25 protein-coding genes are annotated in these 26,177 nt (G+C 61.7%); 23 read left to right on the top strand and 2 right to left on the bottom strand.

The genetic code is table 11. The features are described from left to right. The first annotated feature begins 6 nt into the window (after positions 1-6). The 7 genes from JJE66_RS27435 to JJE66_RS27405 all read left to right on the top strand — a co-directional run bounded on the left by JJE66_RS27435 (position 7) and on the right by JJE66_RS27405 (position 6,848). Entirely contained in the window at positions 7-1,167 is a 1,161-nt protein-coding gene (locus tag JJE66_RS27435) for an acyl-CoA dehydrogenase family protein (RefSeq protein ID WP_200517572.1), read from the top strand. After that, positions 1,164-1,640, top strand: coding sequence for a MaoC family dehydratase (locus JJE66_RS27430; RefSeq protein WP_200517571.1), 477 nt, complete (start codon positions 1,164-1,166; stop codon positions 1,638-1,640). Before JJE66_RS27435 ends, JJE66_RS27430 begins: the two co-directional genes overlap by 4 nt. Beyond that, positions 1,640-2,866, top strand: coding sequence for a CaiB/BaiF CoA-transferase family protein (locus JJE66_RS27425; protein ID WP_283818520.1), 1,227 nt, complete (start codon positions 1,640-1,642; stop codon positions 2,864-2,866). Before JJE66_RS27430 ends, JJE66_RS27425 begins: the two co-directional genes overlap by 1 nt. A gap of 18 nt (positions 2,867-2,884) precedes the next feature. Then, positions 2,885-3,796: a CoA ester lyase gene (locus tag JJE66_RS27420; RefSeq protein WP_200517569.1), complete on the top strand. Its 912-nt coding sequence runs from the start codon at positions 2,885-2,887 to the stop codon at positions 3,794-3,796. Positions 3,797-4,085: 289 nt separating this feature from the next. Continuing rightward, positions 4,086-4,697, top strand: a complete 612-nt coding sequence (locus JJE66_RS27415) for an NAD(P)-dependent oxidoreductase (RefSeq protein WP_200517568.1) — start codon at positions 4,086-4,088, stop codon at positions 4,695-4,697. A gap of 76 nt (positions 4,698-4,773) precedes the next feature. Next, positions 4,774-5,979: an ABC transporter substrate-binding protein gene (locus JJE66_RS27410; protein ID WP_200517567.1), complete on the top strand. Its 1,206-nt coding sequence runs from the start codon at positions 4,774-4,776 to the stop codon at positions 5,977-5,979. A 14-nt stretch (positions 5,980-5,993) separates the two neighbouring features. Then, positions 5,994-6,848, top strand: a complete 855-nt coding sequence (locus tag JJE66_RS27405; RefSeq protein ID WP_200517566.1) for an NAD(P)-dependent oxidoreductase — start codon at positions 5,994-5,996, stop codon at positions 6,846-6,848. A gap of 20 nt (positions 6,849-6,868) precedes the next feature. On the opposite strand, the gene JJE66_RS27400 is transcribed toward JJE66_RS27405, so the two are convergent. Continuing rightward, positions 6,869-7,582, bottom strand: coding sequence for a TetR/AcrR family transcriptional regulator (locus tag JJE66_RS27400; RefSeq protein ID WP_200517565.1), 714 nt, complete (start codon positions 7,580-7,582; stop codon positions 6,869-6,871). Positions 7,583-7,812: 230 nt separating this feature from the next. Between JJE66_RS27400 and JJE66_RS27395 the strand changes: the two genes are divergently transcribed. From JJE66_RS27395 to JJE66_RS27360, 8 genes are all read left to right on the top strand, one after another. Then, the gene (locus JJE66_RS27395) at positions 7,813-8,292 is read left to right on the top strand and encodes an ester cyclase (RefSeq protein WP_200517564.1); all 480 of its coding nucleotides are present in this window, start codon (positions 7,813-7,815) and stop codon (positions 8,290-8,292) included. A gap of 101 nt (positions 8,293-8,393) precedes the next feature. After that, positions 8,394-9,875, top strand: coding sequence for a CoA-acylating methylmalonate-semialdehyde dehydrogenase (gene mmsA / locus JJE66_RS27390; RefSeq protein ID WP_200517563.1), 1,482 nt, complete (start codon positions 8,394-8,396; stop codon positions 9,873-9,875). A gap of 18 nt (positions 9,876-9,893) precedes the next feature. Beyond that, complete coding sequence (locus JJE66_RS27385; protein ID WP_200517562.1) at positions 9,894-10,757, top strand: fumarylacetoacetate hydrolase family protein; 864 nt, start codon at positions 9,894-9,896, stop codon at positions 10,755-10,757. A gap of 19 nt (positions 10,758-10,776) precedes the next feature. Further along, entirely contained in the window at positions 10,777-11,325 is a 549-nt protein-coding gene (locus JJE66_RS27380) for a nuclear transport factor 2 family protein (protein WP_200517561.1), read from the top strand. 94 nt (positions 11,326-11,419) lie between these two features. Then, the gene (locus tag JJE66_RS27375) at positions 11,420-11,803 is read left to right on the top strand and encodes a nuclear transport factor 2 family protein (protein ID WP_200517560.1); all 384 of its coding nucleotides are present in this window, start codon (positions 11,420-11,422) and stop codon (positions 11,801-11,803) included. A 75-nt stretch (positions 11,804-11,878) separates the two neighbouring features. After that, positions 11,879-12,577 (top strand): dienelactone hydrolase family protein, encoded by a 699-nt coding sequence (locus tag JJE66_RS27370; protein ID WP_200517559.1) that lies wholly within the window; start codon positions 11,879-11,881, stop codon positions 12,575-12,577. Between the two features lie 105 nt (positions 12,578-12,682). Then, the gene (locus JJE66_RS27365) at positions 12,683-13,357 is read left to right on the top strand and encodes a dienelactone hydrolase family protein (protein WP_200517558.1); all 675 of its coding nucleotides are present in this window, start codon (positions 12,683-12,685) and stop codon (positions 13,355-13,357) included. A 125-nt stretch (positions 13,358-13,482) separates the two neighbouring features. After that, a complete protein-coding gene (locus JJE66_RS27360; protein WP_200517557.1) occupies positions 13,483-14,268 on the top strand; it encodes an enoyl-CoA hydratase/isomerase family protein in 786 nt (261 codons plus the stop codon). A 38-nt stretch (positions 14,269-14,306) separates the two neighbouring features. On the opposite strand, the gene JJE66_RS27355 is transcribed toward JJE66_RS27360, so the two are convergent. Next, positions 14,307-15,203, bottom strand: coding sequence for a crotonase/enoyl-CoA hydratase family protein (locus JJE66_RS27355; protein ID WP_200517556.1), 897 nt, complete (start codon positions 15,201-15,203; stop codon positions 14,307-14,309). Positions 15,204-15,458: 255 nt separating this feature from the next. Between JJE66_RS27355 and leuC the strand changes: the two genes are divergently transcribed. From leuC to JJE66_RS27315, 8 genes are all read left to right on the top strand, one after another. Continuing rightward, complete coding sequence (gene leuC, locus JJE66_RS27350; protein ID WP_200517555.1) at positions 15,459-16,862, top strand: 3-isopropylmalate dehydratase large subunit; 1,404 nt, start codon at positions 15,459-15,461, stop codon at positions 16,860-16,862. 1 nt (position 16,863) lies between these two features. Continuing rightward, positions 16,864-17,499: a 3-isopropylmalate dehydratase small subunit gene (gene leuD, locus JJE66_RS27345; RefSeq protein WP_200517554.1), complete on the top strand. Its 636-nt coding sequence runs from the start codon at positions 16,864-16,866 to the stop codon at positions 17,497-17,499. Next, positions 17,496-18,611, top strand: coding sequence for a 3-isopropylmalate dehydrogenase (leuB, locus tag JJE66_RS27340; RefSeq protein WP_311979960.1), 1,116 nt, complete (start codon positions 17,496-17,498; stop codon positions 18,609-18,611). The genes leuD and leuB overlap by 4 nt, the downstream gene beginning before the upstream one ends. A gap of 121 nt (positions 18,612-18,732) precedes the next feature. Further along, complete coding sequence (locus tag JJE66_RS27335) at positions 18,733-22,218, top strand: indolepyruvate ferredoxin oxidoreductase family protein (RefSeq protein ID WP_200517553.1); 3,486 nt, start codon at positions 18,733-18,735, stop codon at positions 22,216-22,218. Between the two features lie 169 nt (positions 22,219-22,387). Beyond that, positions 22,388-23,182 (top strand): ABC transporter ATP-binding protein, encoded by a 795-nt coding sequence (locus JJE66_RS27330; RefSeq protein ID WP_200517552.1) that lies wholly within the window; start codon positions 22,388-22,390, stop codon positions 23,180-23,182. Beyond that, complete coding sequence (locus JJE66_RS27325) at positions 23,179-23,892, top strand: ABC transporter ATP-binding protein (protein WP_200517551.1); 714 nt, start codon at positions 23,179-23,181, stop codon at positions 23,890-23,892. The genes JJE66_RS27330 and JJE66_RS27325 overlap by 4 nt, the downstream gene beginning before the upstream one ends. A 221-nt stretch (positions 23,893-24,113) precedes the next feature. Next, positions 24,114-24,992 (top strand): branched-chain amino acid ABC transporter permease, encoded by an 879-nt coding sequence (locus JJE66_RS27320; protein ID WP_200517550.1) that lies wholly within the window; start codon positions 24,114-24,116, stop codon positions 24,990-24,992. Positions 24,993-24,994: 2 nt separating this feature from the next. Beyond that, positions 24,995-26,029, top strand: a complete 1,035-nt coding sequence (locus tag JJE66_RS27315; protein WP_200517549.1) for a branched-chain amino acid ABC transporter permease — start codon at positions 24,995-24,997, stop codon at positions 26,027-26,029. Positions 26,030-26,177: the final 148 nt, after the last annotated feature.

Below are 26,177 nucleotides of genomic sequence, written 5' to 3'. Positions count from 1 at the left end.
TGAAAAATGTCCTACATGACCGAAGAGCGGCGTCTGATCCAGGAAACCGCGCGCGAATTCGCGATGCGCGAGGTTCTTCCGATCGCCAATAAGCTCGATCCGCTTCAGGAAGACATACCGATGTCGCTGCGCGACAAGATGGCGGAGATGGGGTATTTCGGAATCGTCATGCCGGAGGAGCATGGCGGCCTGGGACTCGGTTGTTTCGAATACTGCCTGATCACCGAAGAGCTCGCGCGTGGCTGGATGAGCGTGGCCAGCATCATCGCTCGCGGAAACGGCATGATCGGCTGGACCGCCATGACCGACGAGCAGAAGAAGACGTATCTGCCGAAAATCGCACGCGGCGAGATGCTTGGCTCCTTCGCGATGTCGGAGCCTGATACCGGGTCGGATATCGCAAGCTTGAAGTGTCGTGCGCGAAAGGATGGCGATAGCTATCTGCTGACCGGAAACAAGTACTGGTGCACGTTCGCCGATGGTGCCGACTATCTGATGGTCATGGCGCGAACGTCCGAGATGGATCCTGCTCGTCGACATCTCGGCATCAGCATGTTCATCATTCCCAAGAAGCGAGGCGAATTGCCGCCCGGCGTGGGTGGGGCGCCCATTCCCAAGATCGGGTATTTCGGCTTCAAGACGTGGGAATTGGCCTTCGATAATTTTCGTGTGCCGAAAGAGAACCTTATCGGCGAGGAAGGCAAGGCATTCTACTACGCGACGAGTGGGCTTGAGCAGCCGCGCGCGCATACCGCGGCTCGTGCGATTGGCTTGGCCCGCGGAGGGCTCGAAGATGCCATCGCCTACGCCAAGGAGCGCGTGCAGTTCGGCAATCCGATATCGGAGTTCCAGGCGATTCGCTTCAAGATCGGAGAGATGGCCAGCCAGATCGAGGCTGCTCGTCAGCTCATGTACTACGTCTGTGTCGAGATCGACAGCGGGCGGCGTTGCGACAAAGAGGCGTCGATGGCCAAACTATTCGCAAGCGAGATGTCGGAACGTGTCACGAGCGAGGCGCTGCAAATCCACGGCGGCGCCGGCTACACCAAGCTGCATGCAGCGGAACGCTATTGGCGCGATGCCCGTTTGACGAAGATTTTTGAGGGAACCTCGGAGATCCAGTTGCGGATCATTTCGGACCATCTTCTTGGACGGAGCAAACGATGAAGACCGCCGAGCTCACAAGCAACAACAACTACTTCGAGGATTTCAAGGTTGGCGAAGTGCTGCGCCACCGCCGCGGCAAGACGATTGAGCCGACCGAGAACGTCGTGATTACGAACATGGTGATGAATACGGCGTCGGGGCATTTCGATGAACTCGTCATGCGCGACACCATGTTCAAGAAGCGCCTGCAGTTCGGCGGCGTAACCGCTTCGCTGATCATCGGCATGTCCAGCCAGGATACGTCGGAAAATGCACTTGCCGAGTTGGCCATGACCAACATCCGCTTCAAGGAACCGGTTTTTCACGGTGACACGCTCTATGCGTATACCGAAGTGCTCGAGAAGCTGGACAGCGAACGTGCGGACGCCGGCATCGTCGTCTTCCACCATTGGGGTGTCAATCAGGACGACAAGATCGTGTTCGAAGGTGACCGGCGGGTGCTGGTCAAGAAGCGGTCGCATTGGAGGCAGTAATGGTTTCCACTGCGTCCGAGGGAGCGCTTGCTGGTCTCAGGGTAATCGACATGACCCTGATGCTCGCCGGGCCATACGCGTCGATGTTGCTCGCAGATCAGGGCGCCGAGGTGATCAAGATAGAGCCGCTGGACGGCGACTACGTCCGTTCGGTCGGGCCCTATCGTCCCGACGACAAGCTTCATGCCTTCGGAGGCTATTTTCAAAGCGTCAATCGCAACAAGCTTTCGGTCGGTCTAGATCTGAAAAAGCCGGAGGCGCGTGACATCTTGATTGATCTGGTCAAGAGCTCGGACGTTCTCATAGAGAACTACCGTGCCGGCGTAATGGACCGGCTTGGGCTCTCCTACGAGGTGTTGCGGGAAGTCAACCCCAGGCTCGTCTATGGCGCGGTGCGCGGCTTCGGTGACCCGCGCACCGGACGCAGTCCCTATGTCAACTGGCCCGCGTACGACGTGATCTCGCAGGCGATGGGCGGCATCATGGGCATCACGGGTGCGAGCACAAGCCAACCGATTAAGGTAGGCCCGGGCGTTGGCGACATCGTACCGGCAATGATGTGCGCCGTCGGCGTGCTCGCGGCCGTCTATCGGGCGAAACAGACCGGCCGGGGACAATTTGTCGATGTTTCCATGGTGGACAGCGTTCTGGCCCTCTGTGAGCGGATTGTCTACCAACATTCTTATGAGAACGAAGTGCCGCAGCCCGAGGGGCAACGGCATCCCTTTCTGACGCCTTTCGGCATCATCCCTTGCAAGGATGGTCACCTGACGCTGGCTTGCCACACCGACGCTTTCTGGAGCCGCTTGTGCGAACTGATGGACAAGCCGGAGAAGGCATCTGATCCTCGCTTGGCCACCGAGGAGGCGCGGCGGCGGCATCAGGATCTCGTCTACGACACAATTTCAGAATTTACGTTGTCGCGCAGCAAGCACGAATTATCCGCGCTGTTCGGCGGGCACGTGCCGTTCGCGCCGGTTTATACGGTAGCCGACATCGTGCGGGATCCGCACTTTGCCGCGCGCGACATGATCGTCGCGCTTGAACATCCGGGTTGCGAGGGCGAGTTCGCGGTTGCTGGCGTGCCGATCAAGATGACCGAGACGCCGGGCGCAATCAGACGACGTGCTCCGATGTTGTCGGAGCACGCTGCCGAGGTTTTGGCCGGTATCGGCATTGGCGATGAGCGGCTGCGCGACCTGAGGTCGCGTGGCGTGGTGAGATAATTGTTACAGGAGAGGGTGATGCAGGAACGAAAGAAGAGGTTGCGCCGGGTGGAGTTGGCGGTGCCGGCGTCGAACGAGCGCATGATGGCGAAGGCGGCCGGAAGCAAGGCCGACATGGTCTTTCTCGATTTGGAGGATGCCGTTGCGCCGAAAGCCAAAGTGGAGGCGCGAGGGAAGGCTGTCGAAGCGCTCAAGAGCCTCGACTGGGGCGGGAAGACACGCTGCGTGCGCATCAACGATCTCGGCACCGAGTGGGCGTTCGAAGACATCATCACGGTGGTCGAGGGTGCGCACCAGCACCTCGACGTGATCATGATACCCAAGGTCATGCGTGGAAGCGACGTTCTGTTCGTGGATACGTTGCTAAATCAGCTCGAGAAGAAGCTCAGGATCAACAAGCGTATCGGTTTGGAGGTCCTGATCGAGGAAGTCGAGGCGATGATCAACGTGGAGGAGATCGCCCGATCCTCGCCGCGGCTTGAAGCGTTGATCTACGGGGTTGGCGATTTTTCGGCATCGCAAGGCATCGACCTCGGCGCCGTGTATGGGCCGAACGGCTATCCCGGGGACATCTGGCACTACGGCCGGCAAAAGATCACGATCGCCGCCCGCGCAGCAGGCATCGACGCAATCGACGGTCCCTTCGGCAACTTCAAGGATGACGCGACCTATAGCGAGGAGTGCCGACGTGCGAAGCTGATCGGCATGGTCGGCAAATGGGCGATCCATCCGGCGCAGATCGAGCATGCGCAACGGGTATTCTCGCCCTCGCAAGCCGACGTCGATGCGGCGCGTGCGATGACGAAAGCGTATCGTGAAGCCGAGGCGCAAGGGCTCGGCGCCGTGGTCTACGACGGCGAGATGATCGACGCGGCGACCATCCGCCTGGTGAAGAACGTCATCGACAAGGCTGACCTGATCGGCATGTGACGAACGGCCACGCGCGAATGCGCTTGTTCAGCCGGTCGAGAACGGCGGCGGCAACGCCTCCACGATCGGCAGTGCTGAAAGGCGCCCGTGCGTCACGCGCGCAGCCATATCCCCGTTATATTGGACGTATGATCATAATTGACATATCGTGCAAAGTGGGTCAATACTCGGGGCCGTTACCCTGGGTCGCGACGCGATTGATCTCGGTTTCGAGGGGGCTGCCAAACGTCGCCAGAGGCGAGCGACGAGATTGTAAAGCCGGCAAGCGGCTCATTGGCAGGAAGGGAAAATGCAGGTTTCTCTGATCGGTGCGACCGGCAATGCCGGATCGCGAATCCTGGCTGAGCTTGTCAGGCGCGGCCATCAGGTCACGGCCATCGTGCGGCATCCGGAGAAGGTGCCGCAGTTCGATGGGGTGACCGCCCGAAAAGGCGACACCAATCACGTCGATGATCTCTCGGCGGCGCTGCGCGACCACGACGTTGTTGTCAGTAGTGTCCACTTCCTGGATGGCAAGGCCGACAGCCTGATCGGCGCCGTGCGTCAGGCGGGCGGTCCGCGCTACGTCGTGGTCGGCGGCGCCGGCAGTCTCGACAACGGCGATGGCGTCAAGCTGATCGATGCAGGCGGTGTTCCCGAGCCATACAGGGCCGAGTCACGCGCGGGCTGCAACTTCCTCGAGACGTTGCAGCAGACGAGCGATCTCGACTGGACGTTCCTGTCGCCGTCGGCGCAGTTCGTGCCCGGCGAACGCACCGGCGTGTTCAGGCTTGGCGCAGATACTGCGCTACGCGATGCCGGTGGGCGAAGCTGGATTTCCTACGAGGATTATGCCGTCGCTTTGGTCGACGAGATCGAGCAGCGGCGCCATTCTGGGCGCCGCTTCACGGTTGGTTACTGACGAAGCTCAGCGCTCGCGTGAGCGATGTTAGATTCGGTTCAGAATGAATGAATTCGACGACAGGGGAGGGAAAGTCATGTGGGAAGCAAGAAGCGCGCTGTTGGCCGCAGTCGCCGTAGCGATCTCGACCTGCGCAGGCCACGCCGAGAAATTGTACGATCCAGGTGCAAGCGACACGTCGATCAAGATCGGCAACACGATGCCGTATAGCGGACCGAACTCAGCGTTTGCGGTGGTCGGCCGGACGCAAGCGGCCTACTTCAAGATGATCAACGATCAGGGCGGGGTCAACGGCCGCAAGATCGATTACATCTCCTACGATGACAGCTACAGTCCGCCCAAGACGGTGGAGCAGGTCCGCAAGCTGATCGAGAGCGACGAAGTGCTTTTGCTCTACAGTGTCCTGGGGACGCCCACCAATCTGGCGGCGATCAAGTACATCACCGCCAAGAAGATACCGCACCTTCTGACTGCGTCCGGGGGAACGGTGTTCGGGGATTACAAGCAGTTTCCGTGGTCGATGGGATTTCAGCCCCACTCGCAAGGCGAGACATCCGTCTATGGAAAATACCTCGCAGAGAATTATCCGACTGCCAGGATTGGCGTTCTCTACTCCGCCGATGGTCTCGGCCGTGACAACATCACGGGATTCAAGAAGGGCCTTGGCGACAAGGTGGGCAATATCGTCGTCGAGCAGACCTACGAAGTGACGGACCCGACCATCGACTCGCAGCTGGTGAAGATCCGCACCACGGGTGTCGACGTCTTCGTAAATCTTACGACCCCAAAATTCGCGGCGATTGCGATCCGAAAAGCCGCAGAAATGGGGTGGAAGCCGGTGCACGTCCTGGTCGGCATTTCGCTTTCGATCGAGAACGTTCTCAAGCCGGCGGGCCTCGAGAACGCAAAGGACATCATCACCTCGAACTACGTCAAGGAGTTTGGCGATCCGTCCTGGGATGACGATCCCGGCATGAAGAAGTTCGTCGCCTTCGTCGACAAATACCTTCCTGGCGAGAACAAGCACAATTGGAACATCGGATATGGCTACATGTCCGCACAAACCATGGTGCATATCCTTCAGCAATGCGGTGACGATCTGACGCGCGCCAACGTCCTGAAGCAGGCTGAGAGCCTGAAGGATTTCGAGCTCGACCTTCTGTTGCCCGGCATCAAGGTCAACACCTCACCGACGGATCATTACCCAATCCAGCAGGTGCGGATGCACAGATTCGACGGCACGCGCTGGCAGGGTTTCGGACCCATCCTGGCGCTCGACTAGGTGGGAATATCACGATGGAGGCAACACTATCCGGCAAGACGATCTTCATTAGCGGTGGCTCGCGCGGAATCGGGCTTGCCATCGCCGTGCGCGCCGCGCGTGATGGCGCCAACGTCGCGATCGCGGCCAAGACGGCCGAACCGCATCCGTCGCTGCCCGGGACGATCTACAGCGCGGCGCGTGAGATCGAGGACGCCGGCGGACACGCGTTGCCGCTGGTCTGCGATATCCGCGAGGAGGAGCAGGTCGAGGCAGCCGTGGTCGCCACGGTGAACCATTTCGGCGGCATCGATATCTGCATTAACAACGCCAGCGCGGTGCGGCTGACTGGCATTCTCGACACGCCGCTGAAACGCTACGACCTGATCAATGGCGTCAACACCCGCGGCACTTTCCTGGTGACGCAAAAGTGCCTGCCGCATCTCCTTGCGGCCGCCAACCCGCACGTCCTTGCAATCTCGCCGCCGCTCTACATGGAAGAGCGATGGTTCGCGCCGCACGTCGCTTACTCCATTGCGAAATTCGGGATGTCTCTGGTGATGCTCGGCGTCGCTGGCGAGTTTCGCGGGCGCGTCGCCGCCAACACCCTCTGGCCGCGGACCGCCATCGACACGGCCGCGATGACGGAGTTCAAGGCGCATCTCGACACCGGCCGGTTGCGCTCACCGGAGATCATGGCCGACGCTGCCCATCTGATCCTGACATCCGACGCCAAGACCGTGACCGGCAATTTCTTCGTGGACGACGAGGTGCTCGCCGCGCACGGTGTCACCGACCTCAGTCGTTACAACCCGCCTGGTGTTGCCGACATTGACGTCACGCCTGATCTGTTCGTTCCAAGCATTCGCGAGATTGCCGGGAGAGGCTGATGAATGGCTATTCTCCGCGACTACGAGGTCGCGGTGCTTTTGGTTCGTTTGGAGCTACGCGCTTTCAGCTCGGGGATGCCGCCTTCGGCAACCAGCTCCCGAGAGCGCGTGAGCAATCCCGGAGCGAGGCCATCGTCAATGCCGAGCAGGCGCAAGCTGACTCGCGCAAAGCGTTCCTCATGCTCGGCAATATTTCCAGTGTCCGCGAGCACGGTGAGTTCCGCGATGAGAAGCCAGGGGTAAACCTTCAGCCAATAGTCGTGGCCGCCGGCCGGCCGCAATACGCCGGCCTCAACGGCCGCGCGTTCAAACGAGACCATGAACGGCGTAGCCACCTTGTAAAACTCGTCGACGAAGACGTAGGGGCGGCCGAGCAGCCAGCGGATGGCTGGATCCTGCCACAGCGTGCGCATGATCACCCGCGCGCCGACGCAAGGGAGCAGTTCGACACGCTCGGCTTTTTCCAGAATGCTGCCGGTCCGGTCAGCGACCCGTTGCAGCGACGCCGCGACGAGCGCGCCGACGATCTCGTCGATCGACTTGAAGTGATTATAGAACGAGCCATACGCGACATCAGCCTGCTCGGTGATGTCATTGACGGTCGTGCCATCGATTCCCTTGCGGCGAAAGACCAGCTCGGCCGCGGCAAGGATCGTCTCGCGCGTCCGTTGGCGTCGACGCTGATTGCGGTTCGCAGCTGCGGGCGTGTCGTCCTTGATGATCTTGGTCGCCATCTACACTCTGAACAGTCGCAACATGCCAGCAGACTTGATGTGTTTGCGTCTGGGACGCAGGGTGAATCCGATTCTCATTTCGGGACCCTAACATCACTGTCCCCGCGGGTCGATTCCCATTCAATTATGGATGACGTGTCATTGTTGATACGCAAATCTCGCTTCGGCGCGCCAGGCGTCGCGGCCGCGCCCGGGGCGCGTGCCCCATGCCTATCAGCGGAGGACATCTGATGAGCCCGCCAGGCATCACGAACGGCGAGGACAATTTGGTCACGCGATGGGCGAGGGCCTGGAGCACGCAAGACACGCCGTCGTTTCTGAGCCTCTTTGTCGAGGATGCGCATTATTGCGACGTTGCTTTGGACAAGGTGTTCCACGGCCGAGAGGCCATCAAGGCCTTCTTCGAAGGGACGTTCACGACATTCCCGGACTTCAAGATGGAAGTAAGCCGTAGCGCCGTAACCACGGAGGCTGCCGCCGGCGAATGGATCATGTCCGGTACTTTTCTGGGAGAATCGTTTGGCGAGCCCCCGACTGGAAAGTCGTTTCGGGTCGAGGGCTGCTGCTTCATGAAGCTCCTCGACGGGCGGATCGTCGAGCACAGGGATCATTGGAATTCGGCAACGTTTGACCGGCAGGTCCGGATCGAGTCCCGCATCGATGCCTTCACCGACGCAACCGTTCTAAAATGTACGACATGTCAATATTGACGTGTCGTACAAATTATGGTTTAGTCGGAGGGGTCAAGAGCGCGCAGGCCAAGACGGCAAGCACCGGCAGCCGCGTGGCAGCGCAGTCGGGGAGAAGAGCAATGAAGCACGTCGGCCATTTCATCGCAGGTGAACGTTTCCCGGCCGACAGCGGTTCGCAGGTCTTCAATCCGTCGAACGGAAAGCCCACCGCCATTGCGGCCATCGGGACGTCGGCTGAGGTCGATCGAGCCGTCGCCGCCGCCCGTGCTGCCTTTCCGGCCTGGTCGTCGCAGGGACTGCAAAATCGCGCGACCGTCATGCTCGACATGCGTGCGGCGCTCAAGAGTACCCGTGATGAGGTCGTCGACATTGTTGTTGCCGAACTCGGCAAGACGCCCGCGGATGCTGGCGCCGAGGTCGACCGTGCCATCGAGGTGCTGGGCCAGTTGGCGTCGATCGGAAGCTGGTACGGTGGCGCGTTCAGCCCAAGCGTATCGCGTGGCGTCGACGCGACGGAGGTTCGCTTTCCGATCGGCGTGGTCGCGGCGATCAGTCCCTTTAACTTCCCGGTGCTGATCCCAGTCGTGCAAAGCGCGATGGCGCTCGCCTGCGGCAACACCGTCGTCCTCAAGCCGAGCGACCGCGATCCCTCGGCAACGCTTCGCCTAGCCGAGATATTCGCAGGCGCGGGCCTGCCACCAGGCGTTCTCAACGTGGTGCTCGGCGGCAAAGCAATCGTGGACCATTTGGTCGAGCACCCCGACGTCGCCGGCATCAGCTTTGTCGGTTCGACGCCGGTCGCGAAAGCCATTCGAATCGCCGGCGTCAGCCGCAACAAGCGGGTGCAGGCGTTTGGCGGCGGCAAGAACCACATGGTTGTCCTGCCGGATGCCGATTTGGATCTTGCCGCGGATGCGGCGGTCTCCGCTGCCTATGGCGCGGCAGGGCAGCGTTGCATGGCGGTTTCCGTGGTAGTCGCCGTCGGGACAATCGGTGATGCGCTTGTCCAAAAGATCAAGGATCGGGTCGCGAAGTTGCGTACCGGCGATCCGTCTGAAGCAGGAACCGAGGTCGGCCCGCTGATTACGGCCGAAAGCCGCGACCGTATCGTGTCATATCTCGCCAACGCCGCTTCGGAGGGCGCGACAGTCGTGGCCGACGGTCGCGACGTCGTGACGAAGGGGGAGGGCTGGTATCTCGGTCCGAGTTTGGTGGATCACGTGCGCCCCGGGATGGCCGTGCATTCCGATGAATTGTTTGGCCCGGTGCTATCGGTCGTCCGTGCCGCCAGTTACCAGGACGCCGTCGCGATCATTGCGGGGCACCCGCTCGGCAATGGAGCGGCGATCTTCACCAGCGACGGCGGCCTTGCTCGTCGTTTCGTGGACGAAGTCGAGGCCGGTCAGGTCGGCGTCAATGTGCCGATTCCGTTCCCGGTGTTTTTTCACAACTTCGCCGGCTGGAAGGACAGTGCCTTCACCGAGACGAAACTGTTCGGTCCCGGTGCGATTGCCTTTCACACGCGAACCAAGACCGTCTCAGCTCGCTGGCCGGACGCCAACGCCAGCAAAGTCGATCTCGCCTTTCCGAGACCGAACTAGCGATCGGAGGACGACATCATGCGCTTTGTTGGTTACGTCAAAACCGGTGGGCGCGATCCGCAGGACCGTATGATGGGCGTCGTGATCGACAACAAGGTCGCGCCGCTCGCGTCAACTGATGCGTTCTACGAGGATCTGTCCGGCTGGAGGCAGCGGGCCTCGGGGCTCCGCGAGGGCGAAATCCGGCTCACCGAGCTGACGCTCGCACCGCCGGTGCCGCGCGACGCCAAGATTGTTTGCGCAGCCATCAACTACGTCAAGCACGGCGCCGAAGCGAACCTGCCGACGCCAACCTTCCCAAATCTGTTCGCGCGATGGGCATCCGAGCTCGTCGTCAATGGAACGGAGATACCCGTCCCGGTCGCCGAACCGGACGGACTGGACTGGGAAGTCGAGCTGGCCGCCATCGTGGGTGCCACGACCATCGATGCCGATGAAAAGACGGCGGCAGAGAACGTGTTCGGATATACGGTCGCAAACGATGTCAGCGGCCGCGCGGCCCAGCTTCAGTCGGTCACGCTGAGTACTGGGCAGTGGGCTCTTGGCAAGAATGTGGACAAGAGTTGCCCCATCGGTTCGTTCGTTGTCACGGCGGATGCCATTTCGGTCGCAAACTTGAAGCTCGAGACGATCGTAGACGGCGATGTCATGCAGCGCGGCACCACGGCAGACATGGTGTTCAGCGTTCCACAGCTCATCGCCTTCACGTCGCGCCACGTCACGCTGCGGCCAGGCGACGTCATCCTGACGGGAACGCCGGATGGTGTGGGCATCGGCCGCAAACCGCGGATCTACATGAAGCCAGGCGCCTTGCTCACGTCGTGGGTCGAAGGAATCGGCAGCATCACGAACAAGATCGTCGACAGCACGTATCGTAAGTGAACAAGAACGGGAGGAGCAAATGGCGGGTGTTGAGCGTACCATAGAAGGACCGATATCGGTCGACACGACGATTCCGGACAGCGCACTGACGCGTGAGCAGATCGTCGCGCGCAATCTGAAAGTGGTCGAAGCGCATTTCCATAACGAGACGCCTGAAACCGTCGAGAAGGCGATCGCGCTTTATGGCGATACGATCAGCTGGGAAGCGCCCACGCGCGGTATCGTGATGAACGACAAGAAAGAGATCCTCGAAGCCTATCGCGCGATCTTCCGCACTGTCGCCTATCGACGCGTGGTGCCGCTGCGCCGCTTCGCAACCGAGCAATTCGTGTTTGACGACCAGATTGGCTACATCACCGTGGTAGGCAACGAAATGCCCAACATTCCCTATCCTGTCGGGTCCGAGCTTGCCGTGCGCCTGACCCACCTCTTCGAGATGAAGGACGGCAAGATCGTGCGCGAAATCGCCTACGAGATGTGGCGTGAAGAGGGAGCGCCAAATGCCGTCGACTTCATACCGCGGGCTGCCAAGGAGATTGTCTTCGCGCCTCCCGTTGCCTCGGCGTGACGAGATAGAGATGTCGCTCCGCCGGCGCGCTCGCCTCGGCTGGATTTCGTCGCTGTGTGAACGCTCCTTTGATCGCGTGGATGCAGGATAGCCGGTGCTGAAGGAAGAAGGCTTCATGGAACAAGCGATTGCAGACATGGAGCGGCGCCGGTACGAGGCGATGAAGCAGGCTGACATCGCCGTGTTGCGCGAAGTCCTGGACGATCTGCTGGTCTACGCGCATTCAAACGCAGCAACGGATGGCAAGGAATCCTACCTGGCGAAGGTGCGGAGCGGATACTTTCGCTATGAATCGATCTCGATCGAGGAACAAGGCACGCTGGTGCTCTCGGAGGTGGCGCTTCTTCGCGGCCGCATGAAGGCGCGTGGACTGCTCAACGGCGCGCCGTTGATCCTGGACAACCGTTTCCTGGCCGTCGTTCGCAACTCTGGTGGGCAATGGCGTCTCCTGAGCTATCAACCGACGCCGGTCAAGTGAAGCGCGCCGCTGTGTGATGACACCTACCCCGCCTGCGTTGGAGCCGTGCGCCACCATCCGTTCTCAGGAGACGACATGACCGAGACATCGATTTCAACGCCGCACCATCGGCTCAAGAGCTACGTCGCCACGCCGCAAGGCGAGGGACCGTGGCCCGGCGTCATCGTGCTCCATGACATCTTCGGCCTGACCGACGTCACACGTGGCCATGCCGATTGGTTGGCGAGGGAAGGGTATGTTGCGGTGGCGCCGGACCTGTTTTCCTGGGGCGGGCGGCTCCGTTGTATCCGCGCCCTGATGGTGGACCTTACGGCGCGAAGGGGAGCGGCATTCGACGATGTCGATGCCGTCAGGCAGTGGCTCGTAGGCCGCGAGGATTGCACGGGCAAAACCGGAGTTGTCGGCTTCTGCGCCAGTGGTGCTTTTGCAATCCTCCTGGCGGCCGGCCATGGCTTTTCGGCAGTTGCGCCCAATTATGGCTCCGTCCCGAACGATATCGATGCGATCCTGAATGGTGCCTGTCCGATGGTCGCGAGCTTTGGCAAGCGCGACTGGACGCTGAAAGGCGCGGCACCGCGGCTGCAAGGTGCGCTCGAGCGTCAGCAGGTCGACCACGACGTCAAGGAATATCCTGACGCCGGGCACTCCTTTATGGACGATCACAAGGGCCTGATCGGAGTCCTCGGTGTCGTTCTGGGGTCGAGCTACAAAGACCAGGACGCCGCTGACGCACGAGGCCGCATCACCACGTTCTTCGCTCGCCATCTCGCCTAGGCAGCTCGCGCAGATCGGCGCCCCCAACCAACCACATGTGACGGCAACGGACGCACACCGTCATGGCAAATATGACTTAGTACAACCTCAAAAGAAGGATCAGTTATGGGACAAGACGTTAAACTGACGGCATCAGATGGTTTTCAGTTCGGCTGCTATCGCGCCGATCCGGCCGGTGCCCCCAAGGGCGCGATCGTCGTGATCCAGGAAATCTTCGGCGTCAACCACCACATCCGCTTGATCTGCGACCGGCTCGCGAAGGAGGGCTATGTCGCGTTCGCGCCGTCCATCTTCGACCGCACCGAGCCAGATTTTCAGAGCGGCTATTCGCCCGATGAAATCGAGAATGCTTTGAAGTTCGTCGGCAATCCGGATTGGGCGGCGTATCTGCGCGACACGCAGGCAACGATCGACGCGGCGAGGCCTGCCGGACCGGTTGGCATCATCGGCTTTTGCCTAGGGGGCGTGATCGCCTATCTGGCGGCAGCCCGGTTGACGAGTGTTTCGGCCGCGGTCGGCTACTACGGCGGCGGCATCGTACACTTTGCCGACGAGCAGCCAAAGGTGCCAACGCAGCTCCATTTTGGCGAGAAGGATGCCCACATTCCGCTAACCGACGTCGGGACGATCAAGGCCAAGCAGCCGGATGTCGAAGTCTTCACCTATCCGGGCGCGGACCATGGTTTTCATTGCGACGCGCGGGCCAGCTACGACAAGGCGAGCTCCGATATCGCCTGGCCGCGCAGCTTGGGCTTCTTCGCGAAGCATTTGCAGGTCTAGACGGATGATCCCTGATTGAGGCGGTCGCGCTCCTGCCAGTTCGAAAGTTCGACACGGCCTATCGACCCAGGGCCGGGGCTCGAGCGCGCCGCCACGGTCTTCGTCCACTAACCAAGGAGCGCTGAATGTCCTCCCTCGTGACTGTCGAACAACGTCCCGGCTATGCCATCGTCGGTCTCAATCGACCGGAAAAGAAGAACGCGCTGAACCGCGCCGGGCGTCGCGAACTTCTCGACGCCCTGACGTCCCTTCGTGCTGAATGCCGAGCCATCGTGGTGACCGGCTCCGGCGACACGTTCTGCTCGGGTGTCGATCTGAAGGAAGCGCGCGCCGACGCGGAGGCGGGAACGGCGCCCGATCCCCGGTCCGACTGGATTGAAGTATTGATTGCGATCCGGGAGCATCCCGCGGTCTTCATCGCCGCCGTCAATGGGATCGCTCTCGGCGGCGGTGCGACGCTCGTCAGCGTCTGCGACCTGGCCGTTGCCGCCCACGAGGTCGAAATTGGAATGCCGGAAATTGGTTTCGGGGCGTACCCGCAATTCTCGGGGCCCGGAGCGCAGATCCAGCTCACCGCCAAACGTGCGGCCTGGCTGGTGTTGACGGCCCAACGGATTGACGGCCGCACCGCGGAAGCGTGGGGAATGGTCAATCGCTCCGTGCCGCTTGCGGGACTGATGGACGAGGCCGATCGCCTGGCGAAGATCGTCAGCGCGTTCGATGCCGTCGCGCTCTCGGAGAGCAAGCGCGCTCTGGACACGATTCCGGCGTCGATCTCCGGCTGGCGTCAGGCCTTCGAATATGGTTTGTCCACGAACGCCCGGATCCGTTCATTGAGCGCGGCCCAGGACGAGGGCTTTTCGCGGTTTTCGGCGGGCGAGCGAAATCCTGGTCAGGGTCGAACGACATAGCTCGTGGCTCGCCACGAATGGCACCCCTGGGGTGCGATCTATTTGTAGTCTCGCTCCTGCCACCAGGGAAAGTATGGCGGCATGTCTTCGGAAACCCTGTCGGTGAACACGGCCGGCCGCTTCTCCAGGAAGGCCGTCACGCCCTCGCGCACATCGGCAGCGGCGCCACGGAAATACATGGCGCGGCTGTCGATCTTATGTGCTTCCATCGGATCGTCGGCACCAAGCATGCGCCACATCATTTGCCGGGTCAGTGCAATCGACACCGGTGCGGCGTTGACTGCGATCTCGCGGGCAAGTTCTCGCGCCGTCGCCAGCAGTTCATCCGGTGGCACGACGCGGCTGATCAGGCGGCCGGCGAGCGCCTCACTCGCCTGAAACACACGACCCGAATAGGTCCACTCCAGCGCCTGCGCGATGCCGACAATGCGAGGCAGAAACCAGCTTGAACACGCCTCGGGCACAATGCCGCGGCGTGAGAACACGAAGCCGAAGCGGGCGTTGTCGGCCGCGATGCGGATGTCCATGGCAAGCTGCATGGTGAGGCCGATGCCCACAGCGGGGCCGTTGACGGCGGCGATCACCGGTTTGAGGCTCTTGAAGATGCGCAGCGTTAGCCGGCCGCCGCCGTCGCGCACCGCTTCGTGGCTCCACTCCACGTCGCCGTTCGGGAGCTGGGGCGCGGTCTTGCGATCCGCCCGAGCGGCTTGATCGAAGGTTTTGCTGCCTTCGGACAGATCAGAGCCGGCGCAGAAGGCGCGCCCGGCGCCAGTGACAATGATGGCGCGGATGGTGTCGTCCTCGTCGGCGCGATCGAATGCGCTGATGAGCTCGGACTGCATGGCGTAGGTGTAAGTGTTGAGCTTGTCGGGCCGGTTCAGCGTGATCGTGAGAATCTGGTCCTCGACCTCGTACTTGATCTGCTCGTAGGCCATCCGTTTGCTCTCTTTGCACCACAAATTCTGATCGCATCGTGGCACGCCGCGTCGGTGAGGTAAACGCGATGGAGTGCGAGGTCTGCGAGGCCCGCATCCAATCTGCGGATTTGGCCGCATAATCACATACGTGATGTTTGGCCTCGGCTCATGCCAAAGGATGTGAAACTTGGTCAGAAGCATTAGTGTCTGGCCCGGAAGAAGCGGTCGCCGGTTGGCGAGACAATAGGCAAGCAGGAAGAGGGTAGGATCAGGATGGCTGGCAGAGCCATGTTCCAGAAGATATGGGACGATCACGTCGTCGCCGATCTTGGCGACAACTTCTTCCTGTTGCACATCGACCGTCACATGATGCACGATCTCGGAGGACCTGCGGCGATGCGCGACGTGCACCAGCGAGGACTGCGCATCCGCAATCCCGAGCTAACCTTCGCAACGGCCGACCATGCCATTTCGAGTGCACAGGGGCGCGCCGGTACGACGGAAACCGGCGTTCGCCTCCTCGACGGCCTGCGTGCAGGGGCTCGTGCGGCCGGTGTGCGCATGTTCGATGTCGGTGAGCCTGGGCAGGGTATCGTCCACGTCATCGGACCCGAGCTTGGACTGACATTGCCGGGTGTCCTTCTCGTTTGCGGTGATAGCCACACCTGTACGCAGGGCGCGATGGGAGCCCTGGCGTTCGGAATTGGGTCGACGGAGCTCATTCACGTGCTTGCGACGCAAACATTGGTGCAGCCGCGACCGAAGACGATGCGCGTCTGCTTCGAGGGGGCCATGGGTCCCGGGGTGACGTCGAAGGACCTCATCCTGCATCTGATCGGAACGATCGGGGCCGCCGGAGGCAACGGCTATGCCGTAGAGTATGCAGGCAGTGCGATCCGCAACATGGGCATCGAGGGTCGGCTGACGATCTGCAATCTATCGATCGAACTGGGTGCGAAGATGGGAATGGTCGCGCCGGACGACACAACCTTCGCGTATCTGAAGGAGCGCAGATTCGCGCCGAGCGGGGAGCTTTGGGATCGCGCACTCGGCTATTGGCGCACTCTCACGTCAGATGTTGATGCGGAGTTTGATCGAGAGGTCGAGATCGACGTTGGCCGCATCGCGCCGCATGTGACCTGGGGTACAAGTCCCGAACAGGTGCTGCCGATCGACGGCGTAATTCCTGATCCCGGCGCCATGGCCCAAACCAGCAAGCGAACTGCTGCGATCGCAGCGCTGGCCTATATGGGGCTTGAGCCCGGTAAGCCGATTGCGGGTACGCCCGTGGATTGGGTTTTCATCGGCTCTTGTACCAACAGTCGCATATCCGACCTACGCTCGGCAGCCGAGATCGCCCGCGGACGCCGGGTCGCGCCGACCGTGCGTGCCTGGGTCGTGCCGGGTTCAGAGGCTATCAAGCGGCAAGCCGAGGCCGAAGGGCTTCACCGTGTGTTCACCGAAGCCGGCTTCGAATGGCGGGAGCCTGGCTGCTCAATGTGCCTTGCGGCGAATGGCGAGACGATTCCGGCCGGTCAGCGATCGGTCTCGACCTCAAACCGAAACTTCGTCGGCCGTCAGGGACCGGGGGCTCGCACCCATCTCGCGAGTCCGGCGATGGCGGTGGCTGCCGCCATCGCCGGGCATATCGCAGACGTGCGCAGCCTCGGAGTCTAGCATGAAGCCGTTTCGGGTTCTGTCGGCGACGGCAGCTCCGCTTCTGAGTGACAACATTGACACCGATGTCATCATTCGGATCGAGAAGCTTGTCGGCATGACCGATCATAGCGAACTGGGCCGCTGGTGCTTTGGCGCATTGCGCTATTTGCCCGACGGATCGGAGAATCCCGAGTTTGTTCTCAACCAGTCACCTTATCGCGGATCCGAGATTCTGCTGGCGGGCGCGAACTTCGGCTGCGGGTCCTCTCGCGAGGGAGCGGTTTGGGCCATGATGCAAATCGGTCTGAAGGCTGTGCTGGCGCCGAGCTTCGGCGAAATCTTCTACAACAATTGCTTTCAAAACGGCGTGCTGCCGGTTGCGCTCGCGCGCAGCGCCATTGAGGAGATTGCGTCCGAGCTGGAACCGGATGCGGGACGGGCGGTCGTGACGGTCGATCTTGAGCGTCAACGGGTCGTATCGCCTCGGGGGAAGGAACATGCCTTCGAAATTCCAGGATTGCGACGAGAGGCTCTGCTCGAAGGATTGGATGACATCGGAATCACGCTCAAACGTGAAGCCGTGATCGCTGCGCATCAGGAACGCGATCGCATGCGTCGGCCGTGGGTCTATGAGATCGCCGAGGTGCGGTCGTGACACGCCCCGACATTCGCAGCGTCGCAGTGATCGGCGGAGACGGAATCGGGCTCGAGGTTACCGCCCAGGGTCGTCGAATTCTCGAACTGGTCGCCGAAAAGCGGTCGCTTCCAGTGAAATTGGTGGACGTCGACTATGGCGTAGACGCGTACAAGGCGCACGGCGAGGTGCTGCCGGACTTGACGCGTCGCGCGATGCGCGACGCCGATGCTATTCTGTTCGGTGCGACCGGCGGACCCGCTTTCGATGCGATTCCTGCGCAGGCCCGCAAGGCCGGCAGCCTCCTGGTCGTGCGACGCGACTTCAATCTGTTCGCGAACCTGCGACCGGTCAAGGTCATGCCGGCGCTCTATGAGGCCTCCTCGCTCAAGCAACGTGTGCTCGAGGGCCTCGATATGGTGATCGTCCGAGAGCTCGTCGGCGGCGTGTATTTTGGCGAGCCTCGCGGTATCGAAACGCTTCCCGACGGTGAACGCCGCGGCGTCAACACACATGCCTATACATCAACCCAAATTCGGCGCGTTGCTCACGTCGCATTTGAGCTTGCGCGTACGAGAAAGGGGCGGGTCTGCTCGGTTGCCAAAGAGAACGTGATGGAGGCAGGCAGGCTCTGGCGCGAGGAGGTCCAGGCGGTTCACGATGCCGACTATGCCGACTTGGAACTGACCCACATGCTTGCAGATAATTGTGCCATGCAGTTGGTGCGTGCACCGGCTCAATTCGACGTCATCGTGACCGACAATTTATTCGGCGATATTCTGTCCGATTGCGCCGCGATGGCCACCGGCTCTCTGGGCATGTTGCCATCGGCCTCGCTGGGGCCGGTCGAGGACGACGGACGGCGCGCGGCCCTCTACGAGCCGGTGCACGGGAGCGCGCCCGACATCGCCGGCAAGGAGCTGGCAAATCCGATCGGCTCCATCCTGAGTGTCGCCATGATGCTTCGCTTCTCGTTCGGCATGGGAAAAGAAGCTGATCTGATCGAACGGGCGATTTCGGACGCGGTAGCATCCGGAGCCCGGACGGCGGACATCGCCAACGGCAGCAGGCATCTCTCGACTGCGGAAATGGGAGATGCCGTGGCGTCGAAACTGACGGCTCTCTTGAATTGATCGAGATGCCTGTCGTTTCTCGCATTCGAAGCTGGCTCTTTCCACGGCAGCGTTGCCGCTGGGCGGTCGAAGTGGTGCGGAGCTGGCCCTATGGATATCGAGACGTAGCGGATAGTTGACAATGAATACCCCTGTTTTCCGAGCCGACGTCACGCTCGACGATAAGTTCAATGTTCAGGACGGCTGGATTTACCTCACCGGCACGCAGGCCTTGACGCGGCTGCCGATCCAGCAGGCGATCCGCGACAAGGCGGCTGGATTGAACACGGGGGGATTCATCTCGGGCTATCGCGGTTCTCCGCTTGGTCGCTACGACATGGAGCTGTGGGCGCAGAAAAACCTGCTGGAGCGGCACAACATCCACTTCATGCCAGGCATCAACGAAGACCTTGCCGCGACGGCCGTTTGGGGCGCGCAGTATGTCGGTCAGATCCCGGGCGCCAAGGTCGATGGCGTGTTCTCGATCTGGTACGGCAAAGGGCCGGGCACGGACCGCAGCACGGACGCCTTACGTCATCTGGGCGTGGCCGGCGCGAGCAAGAACGGCGGCGTTCTCGCGATCGCGGGCGACGATCATGGCGTCAAGTCGTCTACCGTCTATAATTTTTCGGACCCGATCTTCATCGCCACGGGCATGCCTTTGCTCTATCCCTCCAATACCCAGGAACTGTTGGAGCTTGGGTTGCATGGGATCGCGCTGAGCCGCTTCTCGGGCTGCGCCGTGGGCTTCAAAGTGCATAACGACGTCGTGGAGGGCGGCGGGTCTGTCTATGTCGGGGCCGATGCGCCCACGATCACAATGCCCGACATTCCGCAAGCGCCGGAACTTGGGCCCGAAGGCCGCAACCTGCGCGTCTTCGATCCGCCGCTGGTCGGGGAGGAGAGGCTCGTCAATCACCGGCTGCCGGCGGCGATCGCCTATGCGCGCGCGAACCATTTGAACTATGTGGTTCGAGAGGTGCGCGATGCCCGGTTGGGCATCCTGTCTGCGGGCAAGTCGTTCCAGGACGTGATGCAGTCGTTGGCCGGCCTTGATCTCAGCGAAGACCGTCAGATGCAACTGGGCATTCGTGTTGGCAAGGTCGGCATGACCTGGCCGCTCGATCCCGAATTCATTCGCGAGTTTGCCGCAGGGCTCGATGCAATTCTCGTGGTCGAGGAAAAGCGCGGCATTCTCGAAGATCAGTTGAAGGCCATTTTGTATGACCTGGCCCTTCCGAATCGCCCTCGGATTGTCGGCAAGTATGACAACGCGCAGGCCTTCGCACCGGAGCGCGGAGAGGTGATCCTGCAAGGCTGGGGCGAGCTTTCGTCGGCATCGATCAGTCGCGCGATCTTTGTGCAATTGTGCAAGCTGAATCGCGATCTCTCGAACATCCTGCCGAAGCCGCCCGCGGCAGAACGTGGGGCGCCGACCGATCCCGGCACCCCCAATCGCAGCCCCGGCTTCTGTTCCGGTTGCCCGCACAATCGCTCGACCCAGGTGCCGGACGGCTCGCGGGCGATCGCCGGCATCGGTTGTCATGGCATGGCCGCGTACAGCGATCCGGCCAAGACATTGCCGATTTTCGCGCAGATGGGGGCGGAGGGCGTCCACTGGCTGGGCCAGCACAAGTTCACGGACGAAAAGCACGTATTCGCCAACATTGGTGACGGCACATACTTCCATTCGGGCTTTCTCGCGATCAGGCAGTCAATCGCCGCAAAGGCGAACATCACGTACAAGATTCTCGCCAACGGCTTCGTTTCGATGACAGGCGGCCAGCCGATCGATGGCGAGCTCTCGGTTCATCAAATCGTCACAGAACTGACGGCCGAGGGAGCCAAAGCGATTTTCGTTCTGACCGACGACCTCGATAGATACGGCAATATGGGCTTGCCTGTTGGTGTATCACTCTTGCCGCGAACCGATCTTGACGCGGTGATGCGGCACTGCCGCGAGACGGAAGGCGTCTCAATTATCGTTTACGACCAGCCCTGCGCTACGGAAAGACGCCGCCTGCGCAAGCGTGGCAAGTGGGCCGATCCCGCCAAGCGCAGTTTCATCAATGCGGCGGTATGCGAAGGCTGCGGCGATTGTTCGAAAGTATCGAACTGCATGTCGATTGAACCGCTCGAGACCGAATTCGGCCGAAGGCGCAAGATCAATCAGAGTTCCTGCAACAAGGACTTCAGTTGCATCGAGGGCTTTTGTCCAAGCTTCGTGACCGTGTACGGAGGATCTCTGCGAAAGGCCAGGAAGGACGGCTTCAGCGACGTCAATTTTCCGGACCCGCCGATGCCGAGAATCCCTCAACTCACACGCGGTCATTCGATACTTCTCACCGGCGTGGGCGGTACTGGCGTCGTCACCGTCGGCCAGGTTCTCGGCATGGCAGCTCATGTTGAAGGCCTCGCTGTTTCGGTTCTTGACGTGACGGGGCTTGCGCAAAAATACGGAGCGGTGATGTCGCATGTCCGTGTCGCGCCGGCGGCCGAGCAGTTGCACGCGACCCGCATAGCGGATGCAGAGGCCGACGTGGTGATCGGCTGCGATCTCGTGGTCACGGCAGGCGCTGAGGCTCTCGCCCGCTTGAAGCCGGGGCAAAGTCGGGTCGTAGTCGCGAGCGATCTCGTGCCGACAACCGACTTCTCCCGAAACCCGGACTGGCACATGGATCAGGGAGCACTGATTCAGCGGATACGGGATCGCTGCGGCGGCGGCAATCTGCTGGCGATCGAAGGGCTGCGCATCGGGGCCGGTCTGATGGGTGACACGCTTGCCGCCAATATGTTCATGCTCGGCGTGGCCTGGCAGATGGGATATGTACCGCTGTCGCTGAGGTCGATCACGAAGGCAATCGAGCTCAACAACGTGCAAGTCGACTTCAACAAGAGAAGTTTCCTGTGGGGTCGGCGCGCCGCCGTCAATCCCCACGCTGTCGAGAAGGCCGCCGTGAATGCGAGCTGGCAGCCGCCGAAGCGCATCGATATGTCGAGCAACGCCATCGTTGAACGTTCGATGGCCTATCTCGCCGACTATCAGGACACCACCTATGCGCAGCGTTACAAGGCGCTGGTGGATCGCGCCATTGCTGCGGAAAAAGGCCGCGGGCTTGACGATCGTTTTAGCACCGCGGTTGCGCGCTACTACTTCAAGCTGCTCGCGATCAAGGACGAGTTCGAGGTCGCGCGACTCTTCTCGTCGGGCACCTTCAGGAAGGAGCTGCAGGCGACCTTCGAGGGCAACTACAAAATTCGCTTCAACGTCGGTGCATGGCCGTTCGGTGGCGTCGACCAGAACGGCCGTGCGTACAAGAAAGAGGTTGGGCCTTGGCTGATGACCGCTTTCCGTCTGCTGAAGAGGTTTAGGCGGCTGCGTGGCACGGTGCTCGATCCGTTCCGGAATAACACTGAGCGGAAACTCGCACTGCGCCTGCTTGCGGACTACGAGGCGGAGATCGAGACGCTGATCGTGACGCTCGGCAAGGAAACCGTCGATAGGGCGGTCGCGCTGGCATCGTTGCCGGAGAAAATCCGCGGCTACGGCCATGTGCGCGAACGGCACGTCGCGCAGGTCGAGAAGGAACGCGCGGCTATCAAGTCCGCGAAGCCGTTAGTCGCGTGATCGGCTGCGCCAGGGCGCAAATGGAGCTACTGCCGATCGCCACTTGGGCGTGAAGAGGACAATGTGGGGAGGGCAAGCGTTGCATTGCAAGAAGAACGTTTTTGTTGGGCGGACGCGAGGTGGGCGATCGTCTTGGTCGGCTTTGTCGGCAGGAGCGAAGGCGCGTTTCATGAGCAGTCCGCATTTGGCTCTTGGAGAGCCTCTGCTCGCGGTTCGCGACGTCAGCGTCGTGTTCGGCGGCATCGTCGCGCTCAACGGCGTGTCCTTCGACATGCACAAGGGCCAGATCCTCGGATTGATCGGCCCCAACGGCGCCGGCAAGACCACGCTCTTCAACTGCCTCTCCCGCCTGTACCAGCCGTCGTCCGGCGACATCCTGATGGACGGCGCGAGCATTTTGACGCGGCCGCCGCACCGGATCGCCGAGATCGGCATCGGCCGCACCTTCCAGAACGTGGCGCTGTTTCCGAACCTCTCGGTGATGGACAATGTCCGCGTCGGCACGCACGCCCGCACCTCTTCTGACATCATCAGCGACTCGCTGCGGCTCGCCTGGATTCGCCGCAGCGAAACCAGCGTGAACAAGAAGGTGCACGAGATCCTCGCCTATCTCGATCTCGAGGACGTCGCCCACACCACCGTCTCCGGCCTGCCCTTCGGCACCCAGAAGCGCGTCGAGCTGGCGCGCGCGCTCGCGGCGGACCCGAAGATCCTGCTGCTCGACGAACCCGCCGGCGGCCTCAACCACGAAGAGGTCTACGTCCTCGGCGATCTCATCCGCAAAATCCGGGATGAGCGCCACATGACCGTGCTGCTGGTCGAGCATCACATGGGCCTCGTGATGTCGATCGCCGACCACGTCGTCGCGCTGAATTTCGGCAAGAAGCTCGCGGAAGGCACCCCCGCCCAGGTGCAGGCGGATCCCGACGTCATCAAGGCCTATCTCGGGAGCAAGGACCAATGACGACGCTGCTCAACGTCAAGGACCTGCGCGCCTATTACGGCCAGGTCCAGGCGCTCCACGGCCTCTCCTTCTCGCTCAGCGAGGGCTCGTTGACGACGCTGCTTGGCGCCAACGGCGCCGGCAAGACCACGACGCTGCGCGCGATCTGCAACATGGTACGCTCCACCGGCGGCATCGAGTTCGACGGCAAGCCGCTGAACAACCGCTCGACCGAAAGCATCGTGCGGTTCGGCATCGCCCATGTGCCGCAGGGCCGCGGCACCTTCACCACCATGACGGTGGAGGAAAACCTGCAGCTCGGCGCCATCGCCCGCAAGGACAATGCCGGCATCGTCTCGGACATCGAGCGCATGTATGCGTATTTCCCGGTGCTGAAGCAGCGGCATACCCAGCAGGCCGGCACGCTCTCCGGCGGCGAGCAGCAGATGCTCGCGGTCGCCCGCGCCCTGATGCTGCGGCCGCGACTGATGCTGCTGGACGAGCCGTCCTTCGGACTTGCGCCGCTGGTGGTGCGCGACCTGTTCGGCATTCTCGGCAAGATCAACCGCGAGGACAAGGTGTCGATCCTGGTAGTCGAACAGAACGCCCAGCTCGCGCTCGAGCTCGCCGACCAGGCCTATGTGATCGAGACCGGCCGTATCGTGATGTCGGGCAATGCCAAGGACATCGCGAACAACGAAGAAATCCGCAAATCCTATCTGGGCTACTGAGGAGCGATGATGGAATCGATCTGTCTGCGCACTCGGTCCACTTTTTCTCAGCGGGAAGAGGCGGATCTGCGCCTGGCGATGCGAAGCATCGTCCGGTGCAAATCGGGTGAGGGGCCGCAGCTCTACTGGGAGACCTCATCCCCTAATTTGGGCCTGCGGCGCGACCTCTCCTCATGGGAGAGGTCGACCTTAGAATCCGTCACGCTTTAGGAGCCAGGACGATGCAACTATTAGTCAACCAGGTCCTGGCTGGGATCGCCACCGGCGCGATCTACGCCTGTATGGCGCTCGCCGTGGTCATGATTTACCAGGCGATCGGCCATCTAAACTTTTCGCAAGGCGAGATGGCGATGTTCTCAACCTTCGTCTCCTGGCAGCTGATGCAGTGGGGCGTACCCTATTGGGGCGCGTTCGTGATCACGCTGGTCTTCGCCTTCGTCGGCGGCGTCGCGATCGAGCGCATCCTGTTCAAGCCGCTGGCGAAAGCGCCGGTGCTGACCAATGTCGCCGGCTTCATCGCGCTGTTTGCGATCATCAATTCCTCGGCCGGCCTGATCTGGGACTTCACCATCAAGCAGTACCCGACCCCGTTCGGCTCCTCGCCGTTCCTCGGCAGCCAGCTGATCTCGACCCACCAGGCTGGCATGATCGGCGTCACCGTGCTGCTGCTGCTCGGTCTCTACTTCTTCTTCCAGTACACCAGGATCGGCCTCGCCATGCGGGCCGCGGCCTCGCTGCCTGAGTCGGCCCGGCTGGTCGGCATCAACACCTCCTGGATGATCGCGCTTGGCTGGGGCATGGCGACCGCGATCGGCGCGATCGCCGGCATGCTGATCGCACCGGTCGTGTTCCTGGAGCCCAACATGATGGGCGGCGTGCTGATCTACGGCTTCGCTTCTGCCGTGGTTGGCGGCCTGACCAGCCCGTTCGGCGCCGTGCTCGGCGGCTTCCTGGTTGGCATCTTCGAGAACCTCGCGGGTACCTACATCCCCGGTGTCGGCAATGAGCTGAAACTCCCGATCGCGCTGGCGCTGATCATCTCCGTCCTGGTCGTCAAACCGGCCGGCCTCTTCGGCCGGCCCATCGTCAAGCGAGTTTGATCATGAGCGCAGCCGAAGAAGTCGTCGCCGAAGGCCACGCGGCGGTCGAAGCCGTTCCGAAGCGGGCCATGACGCTGGGCACTAGCACCTCGATCGTGGTGCTGCTGCTTCTCATCGCCGTTCCACTGTTTGCGAAGAACTTCGTGATCTTCCAGCTGACCCAGCTCCTGTATCTGGGCCTGGCCGTGCTGGCGCTGAACATCCTGACCGGCGGCTCGGGCCAGTTCTCGCTCGGCCAGAGCGCGTTCTACGGCATCGGCGCCTACGTCACCGCGGTGATGATGGAGCAGTTCAACATCCCCTACTTCCTCTGCCTGCCGGTCGCGGGCGTGGTTTGCTTCGGCGCGGGCTTCCTGTTCGGCCAGCCGGCGCTGCGGCTTTCCGGCGTCTACCTGGCGCTCGCGACCTTCGCGCTCGCCACCGCGATGCCGCAGCTGCTCAAGCTGAACTTCCTCGAGCCCTGGACCGGCGGCGTGCAGGGCTTGGTCGTGACCAAGCCCGACGCGCCGTTCGGCCTGCCGATGTCGCAGGACATGTGGCTGTACTACTTCTCGCTCGTCGTCGTGCTCGCGATCTACATCTTCTCGGTCAACCTGCTGCGGTCTCGCTCGGGCCGCGCCTTCATGGCGATCCGCGACAACGAGATCGCGGCCTCGGCCATGGGCGTCAACGTCGCGCTCTACAAGACGCTTGCCTTCGGCGTCTCCGCGGCCATCACCGGCGTCGCCGGCGGCCTGAGCGCGATCGCGGTGCAGTTCGTCGCGCCCGACAGCTTCACCATCACGCTTGCGATCCAGCTGTTCCTCGGCATGGTCGTCGGCGGCGTCGGCTGGCTGCCCGGCTCGATTGTCGGTGCCGCCTTCATCATCTTCGTGCCGAATATCGCAGAGGGCATTTCAAAGGGCCTCTCCGGTGCCGTGTTCGGCGTGCTCCTGTTCCTCGTCATCTACCTCGTGCCGCATGGCGCAAGGCAGATTACGATCGTCGGCCAGTGGCTAACCAACAATCGTACAAAAACTGGAGCCTGGAGACCTTAATGGAAAGGCTCTCCATCTCGAAGCTGATGCGTAGCGGATCGCCGATCACTGCAAGGACGGTTGACGCAGTTCCGGCTCCTCCCGCCGGACCCTGAGAGCCCGAACGATCGAGCATCTCAGAACTAGAGGCCCGGCGTTGGCGGCGCCG

It is taken from the genome of Bradyrhizobium diazoefficiens (genome assembly GCF_016612535.1).
In the GTDB taxonomy this organism is placed as follows: Bacteria; Pseudomonadota; Alphaproteobacteria; order Rhizobiales; family Xanthobacteraceae; genus Bradyrhizobium; species Bradyrhizobium diazoefficiens_C.
This window is presented reverse-complemented; position numbering and strand designations above follow the sequence as displayed.